General features: G+C 74.2%; 9 protein-coding genes. 7 read left to right on the forward strand and 2 right to left on the reverse strand.

What is annotated here, in order from left to right; genetic code table 11:
- The first annotated feature begins 318 nt into the window (after positions 1–318).
- Entirely contained in the window at positions 319–5337 is a 5019-nt protein-coding gene (locus ACFVDM_RS37010) for an NAD-glutamate dehydrogenase (protein ID WP_383651082.1), read from the forward strand.
- A 70-nt stretch (positions 5338–5407) separates the two neighbouring features.
- Here the strand turns inward: ACFVDM_RS37010 and ACFVDM_RS37015 are convergent, their stop codons facing one another.
- The gene (locus ACFVDM_RS37015; RefSeq protein ID WP_383651083.1) at positions 5408–6547 is read right to left on the reverse strand and encodes an FHA domain-containing protein; all 1140 of its coding nucleotides are present in this window, start codon (positions 6545–6547) and stop codon (positions 5408–5410) included.
- A gap of 107 nt (positions 6548–6654) precedes the next feature.
- On the opposite strand from ACFVDM_RS37015, the gene ACFVDM_RS37020 reads away from it, so the two are divergent.
- From ACFVDM_RS37020 to ACFVDM_RS37045, 6 genes are all read left to right on the forward strand, one after another.
- Positions 6655–7521 (forward strand): hypothetical protein, encoded by an 867-nt coding sequence (locus ACFVDM_RS37020; RefSeq protein WP_383651084.1) that lies wholly within the window; start codon positions 6655–6657, stop codon positions 7519–7521.
- Positions 7522–7754: 233 nt separating this feature from the next.
- Positions 7755–9203, forward strand: a complete 1449-nt coding sequence (locus ACFVDM_RS37025) for a hypothetical protein (protein ID WP_383651085.1) — start codon at positions 7755–7757, stop codon at positions 9201–9203.
- 73 nt (positions 9204–9276) lie between these two features.
- Positions 9277–10953, forward strand: coding sequence for a VWA domain-containing protein (locus tag ACFVDM_RS37030; protein WP_383651086.1), 1677 nt, complete (start codon positions 9277–9279; stop codon positions 10951–10953).
- Positions 10950–12017: a hypothetical protein gene (locus ACFVDM_RS37035; RefSeq protein ID WP_383651087.1), complete on the forward strand. Its 1068-nt coding sequence runs from the start codon at positions 10950–10952 to the stop codon at positions 12015–12017. The genes ACFVDM_RS37030 and ACFVDM_RS37035 overlap by 4 nt, the downstream gene beginning before the upstream one ends.
- Positions 12014–13087, forward strand: coding sequence for a hypothetical protein (locus ACFVDM_RS37040; RefSeq protein WP_383651088.1), 1074 nt, complete (start codon positions 12014–12016; stop codon positions 13085–13087). Before ACFVDM_RS37035 ends, ACFVDM_RS37040 begins: the two co-directional genes overlap by 4 nt.
- Entirely contained in the window at positions 13084–16533 is a 3450-nt protein-coding gene (locus ACFVDM_RS37045) for a hypothetical protein (protein WP_383651089.1), read from the forward strand. The genes ACFVDM_RS37040 and ACFVDM_RS37045 overlap by 4 nt, the downstream gene beginning before the upstream one ends.
- Here the strand turns inward: ACFVDM_RS37045 and ACFVDM_RS37050 are convergent.
- Positions 16514–18361: a serine/threonine-protein kinase gene (locus tag ACFVDM_RS37050; protein WP_383651090.1), complete on the reverse strand. Its 1848-nt coding sequence runs from the start codon at positions 18359–18361 to the stop codon at positions 16514–16516. The genes ACFVDM_RS37045 and ACFVDM_RS37050 overlap by 20 nt on opposite strands.
- Between the last annotated feature and the right edge of the window lie 80 nt (positions 18362–18441).

The raw sequence follows: 18441 nt of genomic DNA on the forward strand, positions 1-18441 counted from the left end.
TGTCAAACTTCGGGGGTTTCTTTTGTACACATGCGGCTCGTGACGGTTGTGGGGGAGAGCGAGATAGCCTGGACCCCGTGATCAGCGCGATACGCCTCGGGGGCAGCGAAGCCCCCGGCCTGCGCCCGGAGTGCCACCGCACCCGGGCCATGACTGATCCCCTCAGCCCGGCCAGACCGCCAAAAATGGCCAATAAGGTCCCGGGCGTCTCTCATAGCGGCATAGCGTCGACTCAGACCGGAAACCCCGTGTCGTGGCGGTACGTCGTCTTTTTTTCCACCTACGTCACGCAACGGCGCGCGACAGGAGCCAGAGGACATGCAGACCAAGCTGGACGAAGCCAAGGCCGAGCTGCTCGCACGGGCCGCCAAGGTAGCTGACAACAGCCCGGGTGGTGGTGTCGGCGGGCCGGACGGGGGCCCCCGGGCGAAGGCCGAGGGCAGCGGGGCCGGCCAGGAGCGTTCACGGCAGGACACCGTGCTCGGCTATCTCCAGCGCTACTACCTCCACACCGCCCCGGAGGACATCATCGGCCGCGACCCGGTCGACGTCTTCGGTGCCGCTTCCTCCCACTACCGTCTCGCCGAGAACCGCCCCCAGGGCACCGCGAACGTCCGGGTGCACACCCCGACCGTCGAGGAGAACGGCTGGACGTGCAGCCACTCCGTGGTCGAGGTCGTCACCGACGACATGCCGTTCCTCGTCGACTCCGTCACCAACGAGCTGTCCCGCCAGGGCCGCGGCATCCACGTCGTGATCCACCCGCAAATCGTCGTCCGGCGCGATGTGACCGGAAAGCTCATCGAGGTCCTCAGCGAGGGCGCCGGCGCCCCGGCCGGTCCCCGGTCCGGCCGCAAGACCGCCAAGGGCGCGAAGAAGGACGCCCGGCCCGAGCTGCCGCACGACGCGCTCGTCGAGTCCTGGATCCACGTCGAGATCGACCGCGAGACCGACCGCGCCGACCTCAAGCAGATCCAGGCCGACCTGCTGCGGATCCTGTCCGACGTACGGGAGACCGTCGAGGACTGGGAGAAGATGCGGGACGCCGCGCTGCGCATCGCCGACGACCTGCCCGGCGAACCGCTCGACGACCTCGCCGACGACGAGGTCAACGAGGCCCGGGAGCTGCTGCGCTGGCTCGCCGCCGACCACTTCACCTTCCTCGGCTACCGCGAGTACGAACTGAAGGACACCGACGCGCTGGCCGCCGTCCCCGGCACCGGCCTCGGCATCCTGCGCTCCGACCCGCACCACACGGAGGACGAGGCCCACCCGGTCAGCCCCTCCTTCGACCGGCTGCCGGCCGACGCCCGCGCCAAGGCCCGCGAGCACAAGCTCCTCGTGCTGACCAAGGCCAACAGCCGCGCCACCGTGCACCGCCCCAGCTACCTCGACTACGTCGGCGTGAAGAAGTTCGACGCCGACGGCAACGTCATCGGGGAGCGCCGCTTCCTCGGTCTGTTCTCCTCCGCCGCCTACACCGAGTCCGTGCGCCGGGTGCCCGTCGTCCGCCGCAAGGTCGCCGAGGTGCTGGAGGGCGCGGGCTTCTCGTACAACAGCCACGACGGGCGCGACCTGCTCCAGATCCTGGAGACCTACCCGCGCGACGAGCTGTTCCAGACGCCGCCCGACCAACTGCGCTCGATCGTCACCTCGGTGCTCTACCTCCAGGAGCGGCGCCGGCTCCGGCTCTACCTGCGCCAGGACGAGTACGGGCGCTACTACTCCGCGATCGTGTACCTGCCGCGCGACCGCTACACCACCGGGGTGCGGCTGCGGCTGATCGACATCCTCAAGGAGGAGCTGAACGGCACCAGCGTCGACTTCACCGCCTGGAACACCGAATCGATCCTGTCCCGGCTGCACTTCGTCGTCCGGGTCGCCCCGGGCAGCGAGCTGCCGACCCTCACCGACGCCGAGGCCGACCGCATCGAGGCCCGCCTCGTCGAGGCCGCCCGCTCCTGGGCCGACGGCTTCCAGGAGGCGCTGGGCGCCGAATGCGGTGAGGAGCGTGCCGCCGAACTGCTCCGCCAGTACGGCCACTCCTTCCCCGAGGGCTACAAGGCCGACCACTCGCCGCGCTCCGCCGTGGCCGACCTGGTCCACCTCGAAGCGCTCAAGAAGGACGGCAAGGACTTCGCCCTCAGCCTGTACGAGCCGGTGGGCGCCGCCCCCGGCGAGCGCCGGTTCAAGATCTACCGCACCGGTGAGCAGGTCTCCCTCTCCGCCGTGCTGCCCGCGCTCCAGCGGCTCGGCGTCGAGGTCGTCGACGAGCGCCCCTACGAGCTGCGCTGCGCCGACCGTACGCACGCCTGGATCTACGACTTCGGCCTGCGCATGCCGCAGTCCACGGGCAACGGCAGCTATCTCGCCGACGACGCCCGCGAGCGCTTCCAGGACGCCTTCGCCGCCGTCTGGACCGGCGAGGCGGAGAACGACGGCTTCAACGCCCTGGTGCTCAGCGCCGGTCTGAGCTGGCGGCAGGCCATGGTGCTGCGCGCCTACGCCAAGTACCTGCGCCAGGCCGGATCGACGTTCAGCCAGGACTACATGGAGTCCACGCTCCAGAACAACGTCCACACCACCCGGCTGCTGGTCTCGCTCTTCGAGGCCCGGATGGCTCCCGGCCGCCAGGCCGCCGGCAACGAGCTGACCGACGGACTGCTCGAAGAGCTCGACGGGGCCCTGGACCAGGTCGCCTCGCTCGACGAGGACCGCATCCTGCGCTCCTTCCTCACGGTCATCAAGGCCACCCTGCGGACCAACTTCTTCCAGCGCGCCGAGAGCGGCGAGCCGCACGGCTACGTCTCGATGAAGTTCGACCCGCAGTCCATCCCCGACCTCCCCGCGCCCCGCCCGGCGTTCGAGATCTGGGTCTACTCGCCGCGCGTCGAGGGCGTCCACCTGCGCTTCGGCAAGGTCGCCCGCGGCGGTCTGCGCTGGTCCGACCGGCGCGAGGACTTCCGCACCGAGATCCTCGGCCTGGTCAAGGCACAGATGGTGAAGAACACCGTCATCGTGCCGGTCGGCGCCAAGGGCGGGTTCGTCGCCAAGCAGCTCCCGGACCCGAACGCCGACCGCGACGCCTGGATGGCCGAGGGCATCGCCTCGTACCGCACGTTCATCTCGGCGCTGCTCGACATCACCGACAACATGGTGGCCGGCGAGGTCGTGCCGCCCAAGGACGTCGTCCGCCACGACGAGGACGACACCTACCTCGTCGTCGCCGCCGACAAGGGCACCGCGAAGTTCTCCGACATCGCCAACGAGGTCGCCGTCGCCTACGGCTTCTGGCTCGGCGACGCCTTCGCCTCCGGCGGTTCGGCCGGCTACGACCACAAGGGCATGGGCATCACCGCCCGGGGCGCCTGGGAGTCCGTCAAGCGGCACTTCCGGGAGCTCGGCCACAACACCCAGACCGAGGACTTCACCGTCGTCGGCGTCGGCGACATGTCCGGCGACGTGTTCGGCAACGGCATGCTGCTCTCCGAGCACATCCGGCTCGTCGCCGCCTTCGACCACCGGCACATCTTCCTCGACCCGAACCCGGACGCCGCGAGCTCGTACGCCGAGCGGCGCCGCCTGTTCGACCTGCCGCGCAGCTCCTGGGCCGACTACGACAAGGAGCTGATCTCCGCGGGCGGCGGCGTCCACCCGCGCAGCGCCAAGTCCATCCCGGTCAACGCCCATCTGCGCGAGGCGCTCGGCATCGAGCCGGGCATCGTCAAGATGACCCCCGCCGACCTGATGCAGGCCATCCTCAAGGCCCCCGTCGACCTGGTGTGGAACGGCGGCATCGGTACGTACATCAAGGCGTCCTCCGAGGCCAACACCGACGTCGGCGACAAGGCCAACGACGCGATCCGCGTGAACGGCGAGGACCTGCGGGCCAAGGTCGTCGGCGAGGGCGGCAACCTCGGCGCCACCCAGCTCGGCCGGATCGAGTTCGCCCGCAACGGCGGCCGGATCAACACCGACGCGATCGACAACAGCGCCGGCGTGGACACCTCCGACCACGAGGTGAACATCAAGATCCTGCTCAACGGCCTGGTCCGGGACGGCGACATGACCGTCAAGCAGCGCAACAAGCTGCTCGCCGAGATGACCGACGAGATCGGCCGGCTGGTGCTGCGCAACAACTACGCGCAGAACACCGCCCTCGCCAACTCGTCCGCCCAGGCGTCCTCGCTCCTCCACGCCCAGCAGCGCTTCATGCGCCGGCTGGGCCGCGACGGATACCTGGACCGCGCACTGGAGTTCCTGCCCAACGACCGGCAGATCCGCGAGCTGCTGACCGCCGGCAAGGGGCTCAGCCAGCCCGAGCTGGCCGTGCTGCTTGCCTACACGAAGATCACGGCGGCCCAGGAGCTGATCGGGACCAGCCTGCCGGACGACCCGCACCTGCAGCAGCTGCTGCACGCCTACTTCCCGGAGCAGCTGCGCGAGCGGTTCCCCGAGGCGGTCGACGGGCACGCGCTGCGGCGCGAGATCATCACCACCGTGCTGGTCAACGACACCGTCAACACCGGTGGTTCGACCTTCCTGCACCGGCTGCGGGAGGAGACCGGGGCCTCCGTCGAGGAGATCGTGCGGGCGCAGTTCGCGGCGCGGGAGATCTTCGGTCTCGGCCAGGTGTGGGACGCCGTGGAGGCGCTCGACAACACCGTTGCCGCCGAGGTGCAGACCCGGATCCGGCTGCACTCGCGCCGGCTCGTCGAGCGCGGTTCGCGCTGGCTGCTGGGCAACCGGCCGCAGCCGCTGGAGATCAGCGAGACGGTCGACTTCTTCCGCGAGGGCGTCGACCAGGTCTGGGCCGCGCTGCCCAAGATGCTCAGGGGCGCCGACCAGGAGTGGTACCAGGGCATCCTGGACGAACTCACCGAGGCGGGCGTCCCGGACCAGCTGGCGCAGCGGGTCGCCGGATTCTCCTCGGCCTTCCCGGCCCTGGACATCGTGGCGATCGCCGACCGCACCGGCAAGGACCCGCTGTCCGTCGCCGAGGTCTACTACGACCTCGCGGACCGGCTCGGCATCACCCAGCTGATGGACCGCATCATCGAGCTGCCGCGGTCCGACCGCTGGCAGTCGATGGCCCGCGCCTCCATCCGCGAGGACCTGTACGCCGCGCACGCCGCCCTCACGGCCGATGTGCTCGCCGTCGGCAACGGGACCTCCACCCCGCAGGAGCGGTTCGAGGCCTGGGAGGAGAAGAACGCGGCGATCCTGGCCCGGTCGCGCTCCACCCTGGAGGAGATCCGCGGATCGGACGCCTTCGACCTGGCCAACCTCTCGGTGGCCATGCGGACGATGCGCACCCTGCTGCGTACGCACGCCTGACGCACCGGACGGCACGAGGGAGGGGCGGCTGCCCGGCAGCCGCCCCTCCCTCGCGTCCGTCCCGGGGGTCTCAGACCAGCCGGGTCACGTCCGTCTCCGCGGACGGGGGCGGCTTGCGGCGCTGCCACTCGTTGGCCAGCTCCGTCGGGAAGCGGCGGCCGCTGCGGGTCAGCAGGACGCCCTCGACCAGCTGCAGTTCGTCGCCGCCGGCGAACGCGCGCTCCTCGGTGCCGAGCTTCGCCCACGGGCCGGGGCCCGAGCGGCGCGGATGGCGGCGCCACAGCGTCGTGCCGTAGCTGCTGCGGTCGCGGACATGGACCGTGCCGCCGGAGATCCGCAGCTCCAGATGGACCCGGCTCAGGCCCGCGGTGCGCTCCTTCGGCAGCAGTCCGGCCAGCGAGATGCCGCCCTCGCCGGCCGCCCGCCCCACCTTCACCCGGGTCCCGTCGACCAGGGTGAACCGCTCCGCCAGGGCGTCGTCGAGCAGCAGCTTCAGCTGGACGGTCGCGGTGCGCGGGCCGTCGTCGGTCAGCGCGCCCCCGTGCAGTTCGCAGGTCGGGACCCCGCGCCGCATCCGGGGGAGCAGCGCGGCACTGCCCTGCCGGGTGTCGTACAGCGTGCAACGGCGCTCCGCACAGCGCCAGTTGCGGTTCACCACGTCGAAGAGGGGCTTGCGCCGGGGGTTGAGGAGACCCTGACGCTTGAGAACGTCCTCCTCCAGTTTGATGGAGATCTCGACGGGGGCGGCGACCTTCAGATCGACGGGGACCAGGCCCACGGTGCCGTCGGGGCGCGGGACGGGCTCCAGGAAGTCGTCGGCGTTGCCCTGGAGCCAGGGGTACGCGGTGCGGTGCCCGCGGAAGCGGTCGCCGGTGATGACCGGGATGCCGGTCAGTTCGCACAGCTCCAGCAGTCGGTCGTCGGCGTCGCCCAGCTCCTCGACCAGGCCCAGCCGGACCCAGCGGGCGAGCAGTCCGACGTCCGCGGGATCGGTGAACTCCTGTCTGCGGCCCAGGCGCAGACTGCGGTCGGCGACCAGGTACAGCTTCACGTCGGGGTCGCGGGCCAGCTGTTTCGCGGCGTCCACCAGGAGCGCGAGCCTGCGCAGCGAACGGCCGCCGGGTTCGCCCAGGCGCTGGTCGCGCACGACGTTGGAGAGGTCCACGAGGAAGCAGGCTTCCTCGAAGTCGGTGGTCAGGTGTTCTTCCATCGGGTCGGCCTCCGGGCTCACCGATCGGGAACTGACGCTCTGTGAATAAGCTTGTACAGCAACTATATTGACGTCTTCCGGAGCAGTACCGACGTGGGGGCGTTGCGGTGTCCGACTGGGGTTCGTTCGTCGACGAGGGGCCGTCGCAGGCCGTGCCCCGGATGCCCGAGCGGCCCCCGGAGCCCGCCGCGCCCCCGTACGTCCCCCCGGCCGCCGACGACGGCTGGGGCGTTTTCGCCGACGGCCCGGAAGTCTCCGGCGCGTCCGCGGCCCCCGCCCCCGTCGGACCACCGGTGCCCGCGCCCGGCGTGGCGGTGCCCTCGCCCGAGGCCGTCGCCTCGCTGCTGACGGAGGGCGAGCACCTGTGGGCGTACGTGGACGGGGGCGGCGCCGCGCATCTCGGCTCGGGCTGCGCCCTGACCGTGGTCCAGGAGGACGGGGGCGGCGACGGATTCACGGGCTGGCGGCCCGTCGTGGTGGTCGACCCGGCCGCGCTGACCGTCCGCCCCGTGCCGCTGGCCCTCGCCGATCCGCCGGTCGGCGCCGCCACCTCGGTCTCCGCGCTCTACCGGGACCCCGAACCGCCCACGGCACCGGTGCCGGACCGGGCCGCCGCCTTCCCGGCCGGCCGGGGGCCCGACTTGGACGCCCTGCTCGCGGCGGCCGTGGCGGAGGAGCGCGAGAAGGCCGCCGCCGGTGTCCGGCGGGAGCGCGAGGAGGCGGCCGCCGCCCTCCAGCAGGAACGCGACCGGCTCAGGGCCGGGGCCGACGAGGCCGCCCGGCAGGCCCAGGGCTACGCCGAGTCGCAGATCCGGGCCGCCCAGGACGCCGCGCGCCAGGGCGTCCAGGAGGCCCAGCAGAGCGCCTGGCAGTGGCAGCAGCGGGCCCAGGCCGCCGAGGCCGAAGTGGTCCGGCTGGACACCGAGTTGCAGCGGGGCGGCTGGCGCCGCTGGCGGAGCGGCGGAAGCCGGTGAGATCCGAGTGACTGAAGGGGCGGAAGAGGCTGCAAGGGGTCGGTGGGGCGGAGGGGCCGTACGGGCGTGGGGCGGCGGAAGCCGGTGAGATCCGCGTGACGGAAGGGGCGGCAGAGGCGGCAGGGGTCGGTGGGGCGGGGGAGCCGTACGGGCGTGGGGTGGCGGAGACCGGTGGGAGCAGCGTGACGGACGGAACGGCACGGCGGTACGGGCGCGGCGAAGGGGACACGGGCGTGGGGGCACGGGAGGAGCGGGCGGGGTTCGCGAGGCTCGCGCTGCCCCGGATCCGCCTGGAGTGGCCGGACGAACTGGCCCCCGTGCTGCGGGAGAGCGTGCAGGACCGGCACACCCTGGACAGCGGCAAGCTCTGCGCCGAACTGCCCTTCCTGTGGCGGGCGGTGGACGCCGCTCTGGAGCGCGTCGGGCCGGGCTGCCTGGTGCCGGAGTCGATCCGATACGACCCGTACGAGGGCTGGCAGGTCGCGGCACTGCCCCGGTACGACCCGGAGGGCGGGCTCCAGTTGCGCGACGGGGTGGAGCCGGCCCGGCCCCGGGCCCGGGACCGCTCGGCGCTGGTGCAGGCGCTGGTCGACGCGGTGGCCGAGCGGCCCTCGGCGGACCAGGCGGACGCGCTGGCCCTGCTGGACGTCCTGGCGGGCACATTCCCGCTGGGGCTGGACGCGGTCTGCCACCGGCTGCTGCTCGACGTGGAGCTGCGCCGGGGCGTGGCACCGGGCATGGCGGCGCTGCACGAGGCGCTGGAGCGGCGGCCCGGGGGACCGGTCTCGGCGGTCTGCTTCCGGGAGAGCGCCGTCGGCTCGCGCAAGGCCAAGGGCGATCCCGAACGGGACAACGAGGACGCCGCGACCGCCCTGCGCGCGGCCGACGGCACCCTGCGGATGGCGGTGTTCGACGGGGTCACCGGCGACGGGGACGGCTCCGGTGGCAGGGCCGCCCGCGCGGCCACCGAATGCCTGGTCAGGCTCTGGAAGGAGGCCGAGGCCGGCGCCGAGCCGCCGCCCCCGGCCGGGGAGCCGCCGTCCCCGGCCGCCGCCCCCGACTTCCCGGGACCGGGCGCCGCCGTGCCGCGCACCGGGCCCCCGCGCCCGGCCGCGCCCCACCCCTCGCGCCGGGTCCTCGACCGGCCGCGCGCCCTCGTGGGCGAGCTGGACCGGGTCGTCGAGCGGACCGGGGGCGGCGCCGCCGCGGTCCTCGCCACGGTGACACCGGACGGCACCGCCGAGGTGATCTCCGTGGGGGATGCCGAGGCCTGGCTCGTACGGCCGCTGGCGGCCGCCGCCGTACGGCCGAGGGAACTGCCCTACACCGCATGGAAACTGACCCCCGCGCACACCGCCTACGCCGAGCGGCTGCGCGGCAGTTCCCAGGCGCACGGGGACACTTCGGCGCTCACCAGCGCACTCGGGGACGGAACCGCGCGCTGGGCGCACCGCGTCTTCTCCGTGGCTCCGGGCGATCTGCTGGTGCTCGCCTCCGACGGGGCCACCGCGGGGGAGCGCGGGCGCTGGACGGGGGAGGTGCTGGCGGCCATGGCGGCGGACCTGGAGGCATCGGGGCGCCCGGTCGCCCCGGCGCTGGCCGCCGGGCTCATGGGCCGGGCGGAGGCGCTCGGCGGCTGGGACAACGCGACCGCGCTGGTCTGCGCGGTCGGCGAGGGCTGATCCAGACGGGAAGGCCCCGGGCACGCCCCGGGGGACGGACGACGGCCGACGAGGTCCAGGAGAGAGCACGGGCATGACGCAGACGGGACAGCCGGCCGAGGACATCAAGGTGACGGCGGACCGACAGGACATCCATCTCGGCGAGGAGTTCGCCGTACTGGTCGCACCACGCGAGCTGACCAGGAGCGACCGCTCCAAGGAGGGCGTCGTCTACGCCGTCCTCGTGGACGACAGCTGGTCCATGGAGCTGCGCGCCGACAACAGCAAGGAGTACCCGGTCGAGGGCAGCGGCCAGGCCAGCCGCAAGGACGTGGCCACCGCCGGGGTCCGGGCGCTCGTGGGATCGCTGCCGCGCGCCACCCACGTCGAACTCCTCACCTTCGCGCAGGAGTCCGGGGTGCGCTTCTCGGGCACGGCGGGCGAGCTGCTGCGCAAGGGGCGGTGGAACGGGAACGTCGAGACCGAGCGCCAGTGGACCAACATCGAGGGCGCGCTGCGGCGTGCGTACCGCGCGCTGGAGGGGCACCGGGCCGCCTCCCGCCGGGTGGTCCTGGTCAGCGACGGCGTCGCCAACTTCGGTGAGCAGGACCCCGGCCGGCTGGCCGCCCTCGCCGCGGAGGCAGCCGGGCGCGAACTGCACACGGACGCCGTCGGCATCGGCGAGGGCGCCGACTTCGGACTGCTGGAACGGCTCACGCCGACCGGGATGGCCCGCCACGTGGCCTCGCGGGCCCGCGCGGGCGAGGTGATGAGCGAGGTCGCCCGGGAGTTCGCGGCCAACAGCCGGGACGTGGTCACCGGCAGCGGCGAACTGTCCCTGGAGATCAACCCCAGCTTCCCGGTCCTCGCCGTGTACCAGCTCGACCCGGTCCGCCGGCGGATCGAGGGGGCCGTCCAGGACGGCGGCGGCCAGGCGCCCAGCAGGATCGTCCTCACGCTCGGCGCGATCCGGGAGGGCGAGGCCGGCCAGCCGCTCTACCTGATCAAGCTCCGCGCCCCGCACCGCAGGTCCGCCCGCCCGATGCCGGTGCTCCGGGCCAGGGGGCGGCTCGGCTCCGGCAGCGGGGCGCGGCAGTTGTCCGGGGCCCAGGTCGCGGTCAACGTCGTGGACAACCCGATGACCCCGATCCTGCGCCGCGATCTGCTGCGCCAGGCGGAGGGCATCGATCTGGACCGCGAGATCACCGACCGGGCCGCCCGCGCCGCCTCGGAGTACGAGCGCGAGGCCGTCTACCGGGAGGGTGCGGCGCGGGCCCGGCGGATCCCCGATCCGGCCCTGGCCGCCGTCTTCGACCAGGCGGGCGGCGGGCTCCGGGACGGCATGGACCCCAACGACGTCGCCAACGAGGCGCGGGCGGCCTCCAGCCAGAGCTCCACCAGGTCCAAACGGGCCTGGTTCGAGGAGATCCCGGTCGAGATGCCGGACGAGATCAAGGCCCGGCGCGCCCAGCAGTACGCCGATCTCGACGATGACGACGACGATGACGAGGACGGCTACGCGCCGGTGAGCGGGGGCGGGCCGGACTTCGGTTACGGCGGCGGTCCGGGCCACGGCGGCGGCTACGGGAGCGCCGGCTATCCGCCGCCGCGCACGACCCGCCCGCCCCAGGACCACGGTCCGGACGACGACGAGCCGACCCGGCCGCCGTACGGCTCCGGCGCACCCGGACGGTCCGGCACACCCGGCGCGTCCGGCGCGGACGACGACGAGGCGACCCGGCCGCCGTGGGGCCCGGGGGGCCGCCCGTGAGCGCACCCGACGTCATCATCGACGCGTCCAACATCGCCCACGGCCGGGGCGGCACCGTCAGCTTCGCCCGGGTCGTCGACGTACGGGAGGCCTGGCTGCGGGAGCACCCGGGCTCCTATCCGTACGCCGTGCTCGACGGCGCGGTGCGCGGGAGGCTGGAGGACCGGGCGCTCGCCGACCGGGCCGGGCGGGAGCACTGGCTCGAACTCCACCAGGGCGACGCCGACGACCGCATCCTCTCCATGGCCGCGCAGTACGGCGCCGCCGTGATCAGCGAGGACAACTTCCGCTTCGCCCGGCGCGAGCACACCTGGCTCCAGGGCAACACCGACCGGATCTGGAGCGCCCGGCGGGTGCGCGGCCGGGTCGTGTTCAGCCGGCGCAGCCTGTCCGTCGCCACCGACGAGGAGATCGACGCCGACCGGGCCAGGAAGCGCGGCAAGGCGGGCCTGCGCGACCCGGACTCGGAGCTGCGGTTCCGCCATGTCGAGGAGCCCTCGCCCTGCCGCAGATCGGGATCCGTGCTGACGCCCCCGCAGGTGTATGCCTCCGGGGACCGGCTCTACTGCCACTCCTGCGACCAGCCCGCCGAGGAGACCGTCGCCGAGGCGCCCGTGCCGGAGACCCCGGACGGCCGGACCGTGATCACGGTGATGCACGGCTACGCGGTGCTGCGGACCGTGGACGTGCCGGGGGACGACGGGCTCGTGATCGGCCGGGCCTCGCGCTCCCGGCCCGGCACCACCGACGTCACCGACGGGCTCGGCCCGGAGGCCAGGGGCGAGATCAGCCGCGAGCACGTACGGATCTTCCTGGACGACGACGGACGGCCGATGGCCGAACATCTCACGGACAACAACGCCTCCTTCCTCAACCCCGTGCTGGACCGGTACGGCCGCCCCAGCACCGCCCGGCTGGCCACCCGCACCCCGTACGGACTGGAACCGGGCGACGAACTCGTCCTGGGCACCGGCTCCGTACGGCTGCGGATCAGCGAGGGCTCCTCGGAAGGCGACGGCGACGGCGACGGCGATGGTGGCGGGGCCGGGGGTGGGGCGTGGTGAGCGGATTCGAACCCTTCTGGGCCGAGGCCGAACGCGGCGCCCCCGACGATCCGCCGCGCTGCGCGTACATCGCCGCCGCCTACGGGCAGGGCGACCGCTTCCGTACGAAACGGCTCATCGCCGGGGCCGGACAGGGGTACGCCCTGCTCGCCCAGGACAGCTGGTCCGGCGGAGACGTGGTGATCAAGGGCATGTGGTGGCCGAGGGCGGTCCTGGACGAACCCCGCGAGGTCAAGGCCGAACTCGGCGGCCAGCGCGGGCGCCGGGAGAGCGGACTGGTGGCGGCGCGACGGGCCGCCCAGCTCACCCAGCAGTGCCCGGTCGTCATCTCGCTGGAGTCCCAGCCCTCGCCCACCCTGCGCGCGGCCGGGGTGCCCTTCGACGAGGAGGACGAGGAGGGCTTCCTCGTCCAGGAGTTCATCGGGTACCGGAACACCGGAGCGCGCACCCTCCAGGACGAGATCGAGCGCCGCGCCGGGCGCAACCAGCGCTACACCGAGTCCGAACTCCTGGACCTGGCAGAGCAGTTGTGCAACACCCTCGCCGCCCTGCACACCACCCGCCACACCGACAAGGGCGAGGTCGTCAAAGGCTGGGTGCACGCCGACATCAAACCGGAGAACATCCTCGTCCTCGGCCCGCCCGACCGCTACGTCCTCATCGATTACGACGCCGCCGTGCGGATCGGCGCCCGGATCACCACCACGACCGTCGCCTACGCCCCGCCCGGCCCCGAGGGCGGCGACGAGACCGCCGAACTGGCCCCCGCGTCCGAGCGGTACGACATCTACATGCTCGGGGCCACGCTCGCCCACGCCGCCCGCCTCGCCCGGCTCACCCCCAAGCAGACCCGGGGCCTCTACTACGGCAGCCAGGACGTCCAGGGCCGGGTCAGACGGGAGATCTCCGACCCCCGCTTCGGCCCGATCCTCAACAGCGTCATCTCCACCTGTCTGGCCCCGCAGAAGTACCGCCTCGCCACCGTCGACCGGGTCCGCGCCGACCTCGCCCGCGCCCGCAGCGCGACCGCCCTGCTCGGGGCGCTGCGCGCACTGGAGCACCGTTCATGACCACCGCCACCTACCCCGGCCGCAGCGGTCGCGTCTGGGAGACCCGCCCCGCCCTGCCCCGGCCCGGCCAACTGCGCCCGGCCGGAAGCTCCGCGCGCGCCACCCGGATGGTCCGCGACACCCGGACCGACGAGTACGGCACGCTGCGCACCTTCGCCAACCGGGCCACCCGCGCCGAGGCCGCCGCGCTCCTCGCCGTCGGAGCCCCCGTCACCCCGGCGCTCTTCGACGTCATCGACCACCCGGGGCTGCCGCCCGCCCTGGTCACCGCCTGGGCCCCCGGCAACGGCACCCGGCCGCTCGACGTCCTCATGGAGCTCGACGACCTCGCCGCGATGCTCGAACAGGGCCACCGCTTCACCCCCGCCGAGGCCCTGCGCGTCCTGGTGCCGCTCGGCCGCGCCCTCGACGACATGGCCCGCTCCGGCTACACCCCCGTCGAGCTCTCCCCCGACCACCTCGTCTTCAACTCCGGCGCGCTGACCCTCGTCGGTCTCGGCCGCCACCTCTACATCCCCTCGACCGGCCGGATGCCCGCCCCGCAGGGCATGTCCCTGTCCGGGGCGCTGCTCCTCGGCGACGACCTCCCCTCCGCCCGGGGCAAGGGCCGCCCCGTCGCCTGGCGCGAGACCCAGCTGCGCTCGCTGCTGCGCCTGGCCGGCTGGATGGCCTGCGGACTGCCGCCGGCCGCCTGGGGACCGGTGCGCGGCCCCGCCGACCTGGCCGGCTACCTCGGCGCCGCCGGCTTCCAGCAGATCCCCTCGCTCCAGCCCGGCCGGCTGGCCCAGTCCCTCTCCGCCGCCTCCGCCACGGAGGAACGGGAGCGGGCCCTGCGCGACATCGCGGACAGCCGGGCCCTGCTGATCTACGACGACGCCGCCCAGCGCACCGAGGACGGCCGGCTCGCCCTGAACCCCGAATCGCTGCGGCTCGGACTGCTCCACGACCACGGCCCCCAGGTGCTCGCCCTGGCCGCCTTCGAACAGGGCCGGCTCACCTCCCGCACCGCCTCCCAGCTCTCCGGGGCCGGCTGGGTGGTGGCCCGCCGCAAGGACCTGATCCGCTACGCCGAGCGGGCCGCCGCCGCGGCCCCCGGCGCCCGGCTGATCATCGCGGGGCGCATGGACGGCGAGGAACTGCGCCGCATCGAGGCCGCCCGCGGCGGACGCGCCGAACGCGTCGACCCCGGCGACATCGCCGGCGCCGTCCCCAGGATCGCGGGCATGCCCGCCGACCGCCTCCCGTACGTCACGGACCGCGAACTCGACGACTTCCACCAGGAGATGCTGGCCGGCCAGGGCGGACAGGCGCTGCGCCGCCGCACCTTCGCCACCGGCTGGGCGATCCGGCTCGGCGGCATGGACACCATGTCGCCCAGCGAACGCGGCATCGTGCTGGAGCGGATGCCCGACGCCTTCGGCACCAACACCGAACTGCTGGTCGCCGTCCGCGCCCGGCAGAACGCCCCCGGGCTGCGCAAACAGAACCGGATGCTGGACCGGGCCCGGATGGACCGGCTGGTCATCGCCCTGTCCGGGGTGCCCGCCTCGGTCTTCCGGGAATGCCTGATGTCCGCGCTGCTGGGCCCGTCGGAGGAGGATCTGTACGACGAGGCGACCCGGCGGCTGCTGCCGGTCGCCCAGCGGCTCGCCGAGGTCTTCGACCCCGACCTGCCCTCCGACGCGGACGGCGTCCCGCTGGAGGACGCCCTGCGCACCCGGCCCGGCATCCGGCGCGCCGGACTCCTCGGCCGGCTGTGCACCGCCCTCCCCGCGCTCGACGCACGCCGGCTGGCCGGCACCGTCGCGGCCATGGACGACACCGTCGTCGGCGTCCTCTGCGACATCCCGGCGCCCAGCCTCCAGGCGCTCGCCGGACGCATGGACGACCCCGGGCTCCTCGAACTGCTCCGCCCGCACCTGGAGGGCCCCGACCGCGACCTGCTGACCCGCTACACCCCGGAGATGTGGCACCTGCTGCTCGACGGGCTGCGCCAGCCCGAGCACCTGAGCCACTTCGGCCTCGGCTGGGTGCAGATCACGGCCCTCGACCAGGACGGGGCCGTCGACGCCCGGGTCCTGCTGCGCATCGCCGCCGACGCCGGGGCCGCGGCCCCCGACGCCGCCCGCGCCCTGCTCGCCACCTCGCCCGAGCACTGGCGCACCGTCTGCGCCCACCCCGTCCTCGCCGCCCGCTGGCTCGCCGAACAGGGCGACCTGGACTTCGGGGACATCGTCACCGCCTTCCCCGACCCGGCCGCCGCCCTCGCCGAACTGGGCACCGACGGACTGCGCCACGCCCATGAACTCGGCCTGGACCAGCGGGCGATGCGCATCCTGGGGGCGTACGCCACCGGCATCGGACGCCCGCTGGACGAGGTCCTCGTCGTCTTCCAGGAGTGCCGCTACGAGAGCGAGCAGGCGGCGCCCCTGGACTCGGTCGCGGTCGTCGAATGGTCGCGGGCCCGGCTCGCCACCACCGGGCTGACCCGGGTGGTGCGCGGCGCCGTCGAACGCCCCGAACGGGTGCGGGCCTGGGCGGTGAACGGCCGGCGGCTGGACCGCAGGATCGCCGAGGCGGTCCTCGGCACCCCGGTCCGGGACGACGAAGGTCCCGGCCGGACCCTGGCCGCGCTGGCCGCCGCCCCGGCCCTGCTCCCGCTGCTGGCCGCCCTGCCGGGCCCGGCCGAACGGGCCGCGCTGCTCGCCCTGCACGCGACGGCCCCGGACGCCGTGCTGGACCCGCGCGCCCGCGCCGAACTGGCCCGGATCGTCACCGCTCCCGACCCGGCCCGCGCCCTGTACACCCTGCTCGGCGAGGGGCTGGGCGTCCCGGCGCAGGAGTTCGCCGACCGGTTCGCGCTCAGCCCGGAACAGCGCCGCGCCCTCGCCGAACTGACCCCGCTCACCGACGTCCTGACCCCGTCCGCGCTGACCACCGTTCTCACGCTGGCCGTGCACCACGGGCTCGCGGTGGCGGTCACCGCCGCCGTCGTCGAACAGCGCCTGCCGGGGACGGCCGACGCGGTGTCCGCCTGGGGCCCGCGCTGGCTGCCGCCGCTGGCCGGGGAGTCCGGGCGGCGCGTGCTGCGGATGCTGCTGGAACAGCGCGGACCGCACGCCGGCCACGGCGAACGGCTCACCCCCTGGCTCCTCGCGGCGGGCGAGGACGGCCTGGCCCTGGTGGAGCGCTTCGGCCCCGACGCCCTCTTCCTGGTCCTGGCCACGGACGCCCCGCCCGCCGACGCCCGGCTGCTGGGCGAACTGCTCATGCTCACCGGGCCGTTGCCCGACCTGTACCGGCTGATCACCGCCAACGGACTGCCCCCGGCCACCTGGCGCCGGGCGGCGGCGCTCCTGGCGGCGGGGGAGCCCGGTGACCGGGTGCTGCTGCGGTTGTGGTCGGGCCGGGGCGGCGGCGCCCGGACTACGACCGCCAGAGGGTGACCTCGGTGAAGTAGTCGGGCATGCCGTCCGAGGTGTGCACGACCTTGGTCACCTTCACCATGGCGATGTTCTTGTCGGACGTCACCGTGCAGAGCAGCGTGCCCACCGGCAGGGTGCGGCTGAGATCCTCCTCCTCGATCTCCGACGGCAGCACGTCCGTCCGCGCGCCCCGCAGACACTGCTCGGCCGTCGGCCCGGCACCGCGGCCCATGGGAGTCAGGAACTCCCACCGGCTCAGGTTGCTGTCGAGCGTCAGCTCGCTGTGGGTGCCGCTGCCCTCGCTCGGCCCGCCGACGCGGGGCTCGTCGAGGTCCACCGAGACCGCGTCCCAGCCGGACGGGGCCCGCAGCGAGAGCGGCCGGTTCTCGAAGACCAGGGTGTGGCGCTGCTGCTCCGGTGACGGTGCGGTGGTCTCCGGAGCGGTGGTGTCCGGGCTGCTCCGGTCCGGTCCGGGCGTCGGCGAGGTCGGCCGGCCGCCGGGCGTACGCACGTCGCCGGGGGTGCCGTCGGCCGGGGTGCGGCCGGGGTCGGCGGTCCGGGTGGCGACCAGCCAGGTACCCGCGACGAGCAGGACCGCCGCGCCCGCCGCCAGCGCGACCCGGAGCACGGCCCTGCGGCGCGAACCGCCCGGCGCCCGGGGGACCGGCCCGGAAGGGCCGGGGGCGGAAGGGCCGGGGGCCGAGGGGCCGGGGGCCGAAGGGGCTGGTGCCGAGGGGGCCGGTGCGGAGGGCGCGTGCGCGGCGGGTACGGCGGCCGGGGGCGCGGGAACGCCACCCGGTGGCACCGCCCCGGCGGGCGGCACCGTGCGCTCGCCGGTCCCGGCCGGGACCGGGGGAGCCGGGTCGGGCGGGACCGCCCGGCCGGGAGGCGGCGCGGGGTCTCCGGCCCCGGACCGGGGGAGCGGGGGCGGCGGGTCGGGCAGGGCCGGGGGTCCCGGGAGGGCCTGCTCACGGCGGGCGATCTCCGCGGCGAGCGGGCCGGGCAGCCAGGAGTCGAGGCCGTCCGGCGCCCTGCCCGTCCAGGGTTCGCACAGCGAGGCGAGCGCGGCGGGGGTGATGCGTACCGCCGGATCCGCCGCCAGACACTGTTCCAGCACCTCGCGCAGCTGGGGCAGGAAGCCGTCCAGCCGGGGCGGCCGGAACGCGGTGTTGGCGATCCGGGCGCCCAGGGTCATCGCCCCGCCCGTCCCGTACGGATGGCTGCCGGTCGCCGCCAGGGCCGCGATCAGCCCGAGCGAGAAGACGTCCGAGGCGGGGCCGGCGTCCTCGCCCTGGGCGTGCTCCGGTGACATGAACTGCGGGGTGCCGATCAGCCCGCCGCTGCGGGTGAGATGCGTGGTGTCGGCGGCGCGGGCGATGCCGAAGTCGATGACGTACGGGCCCGTCCTCCCGAGCACGATGTTGCCCGGCTTCAGGTCGCGGTGGACGACTCCCGCCGTGTGGATGGCGACGAGGGCCTGAGCCGTACAGCCCATGAGCCGCATGACGGACGGCAGGGGCAGCGGGCCGTGGTCCTCCAGCGCGGCCCGGAGCGACAGCCCCGGGACGAACACCGTGGCGAGCCAGGGGCGGGGGCCGGAGGTGTCGTGGTCGACCACCGGCACCAGGTGGTAGCCCTGCACCAGGCGGGCGGCCCGCACCTCCTGCGCGAAGCGGCGGCGGAATTCGGTGTCCTCCCCGAAATCCCGGCGGATCACCTTCAGCGCGACGGCCTGGCCGCCACGGGTGCGCGAGAGGTAGACGGTGCCCATCCCGCCCTCGCCGATCCGGGCGAGCAGCCGGTAGCCGCCGATCTCGCGCGGATCGTCGGGCCCGAGCGGTGCGAACATCGTGCCGGTGCTGGTGCCGATGGGATCCTCCCGCGCTCACGCGTCCAGCTGACCGAACGAGCTTACGACGGTTGAGGGGC

This window comes from Streptomyces sp. NPDC057682 (genome assembly GCF_042799575.1).
GTDB lineage: Bacteria > Actinomycetota > Actinomycetes > Streptomycetales > Streptomycetaceae > Streptomyces.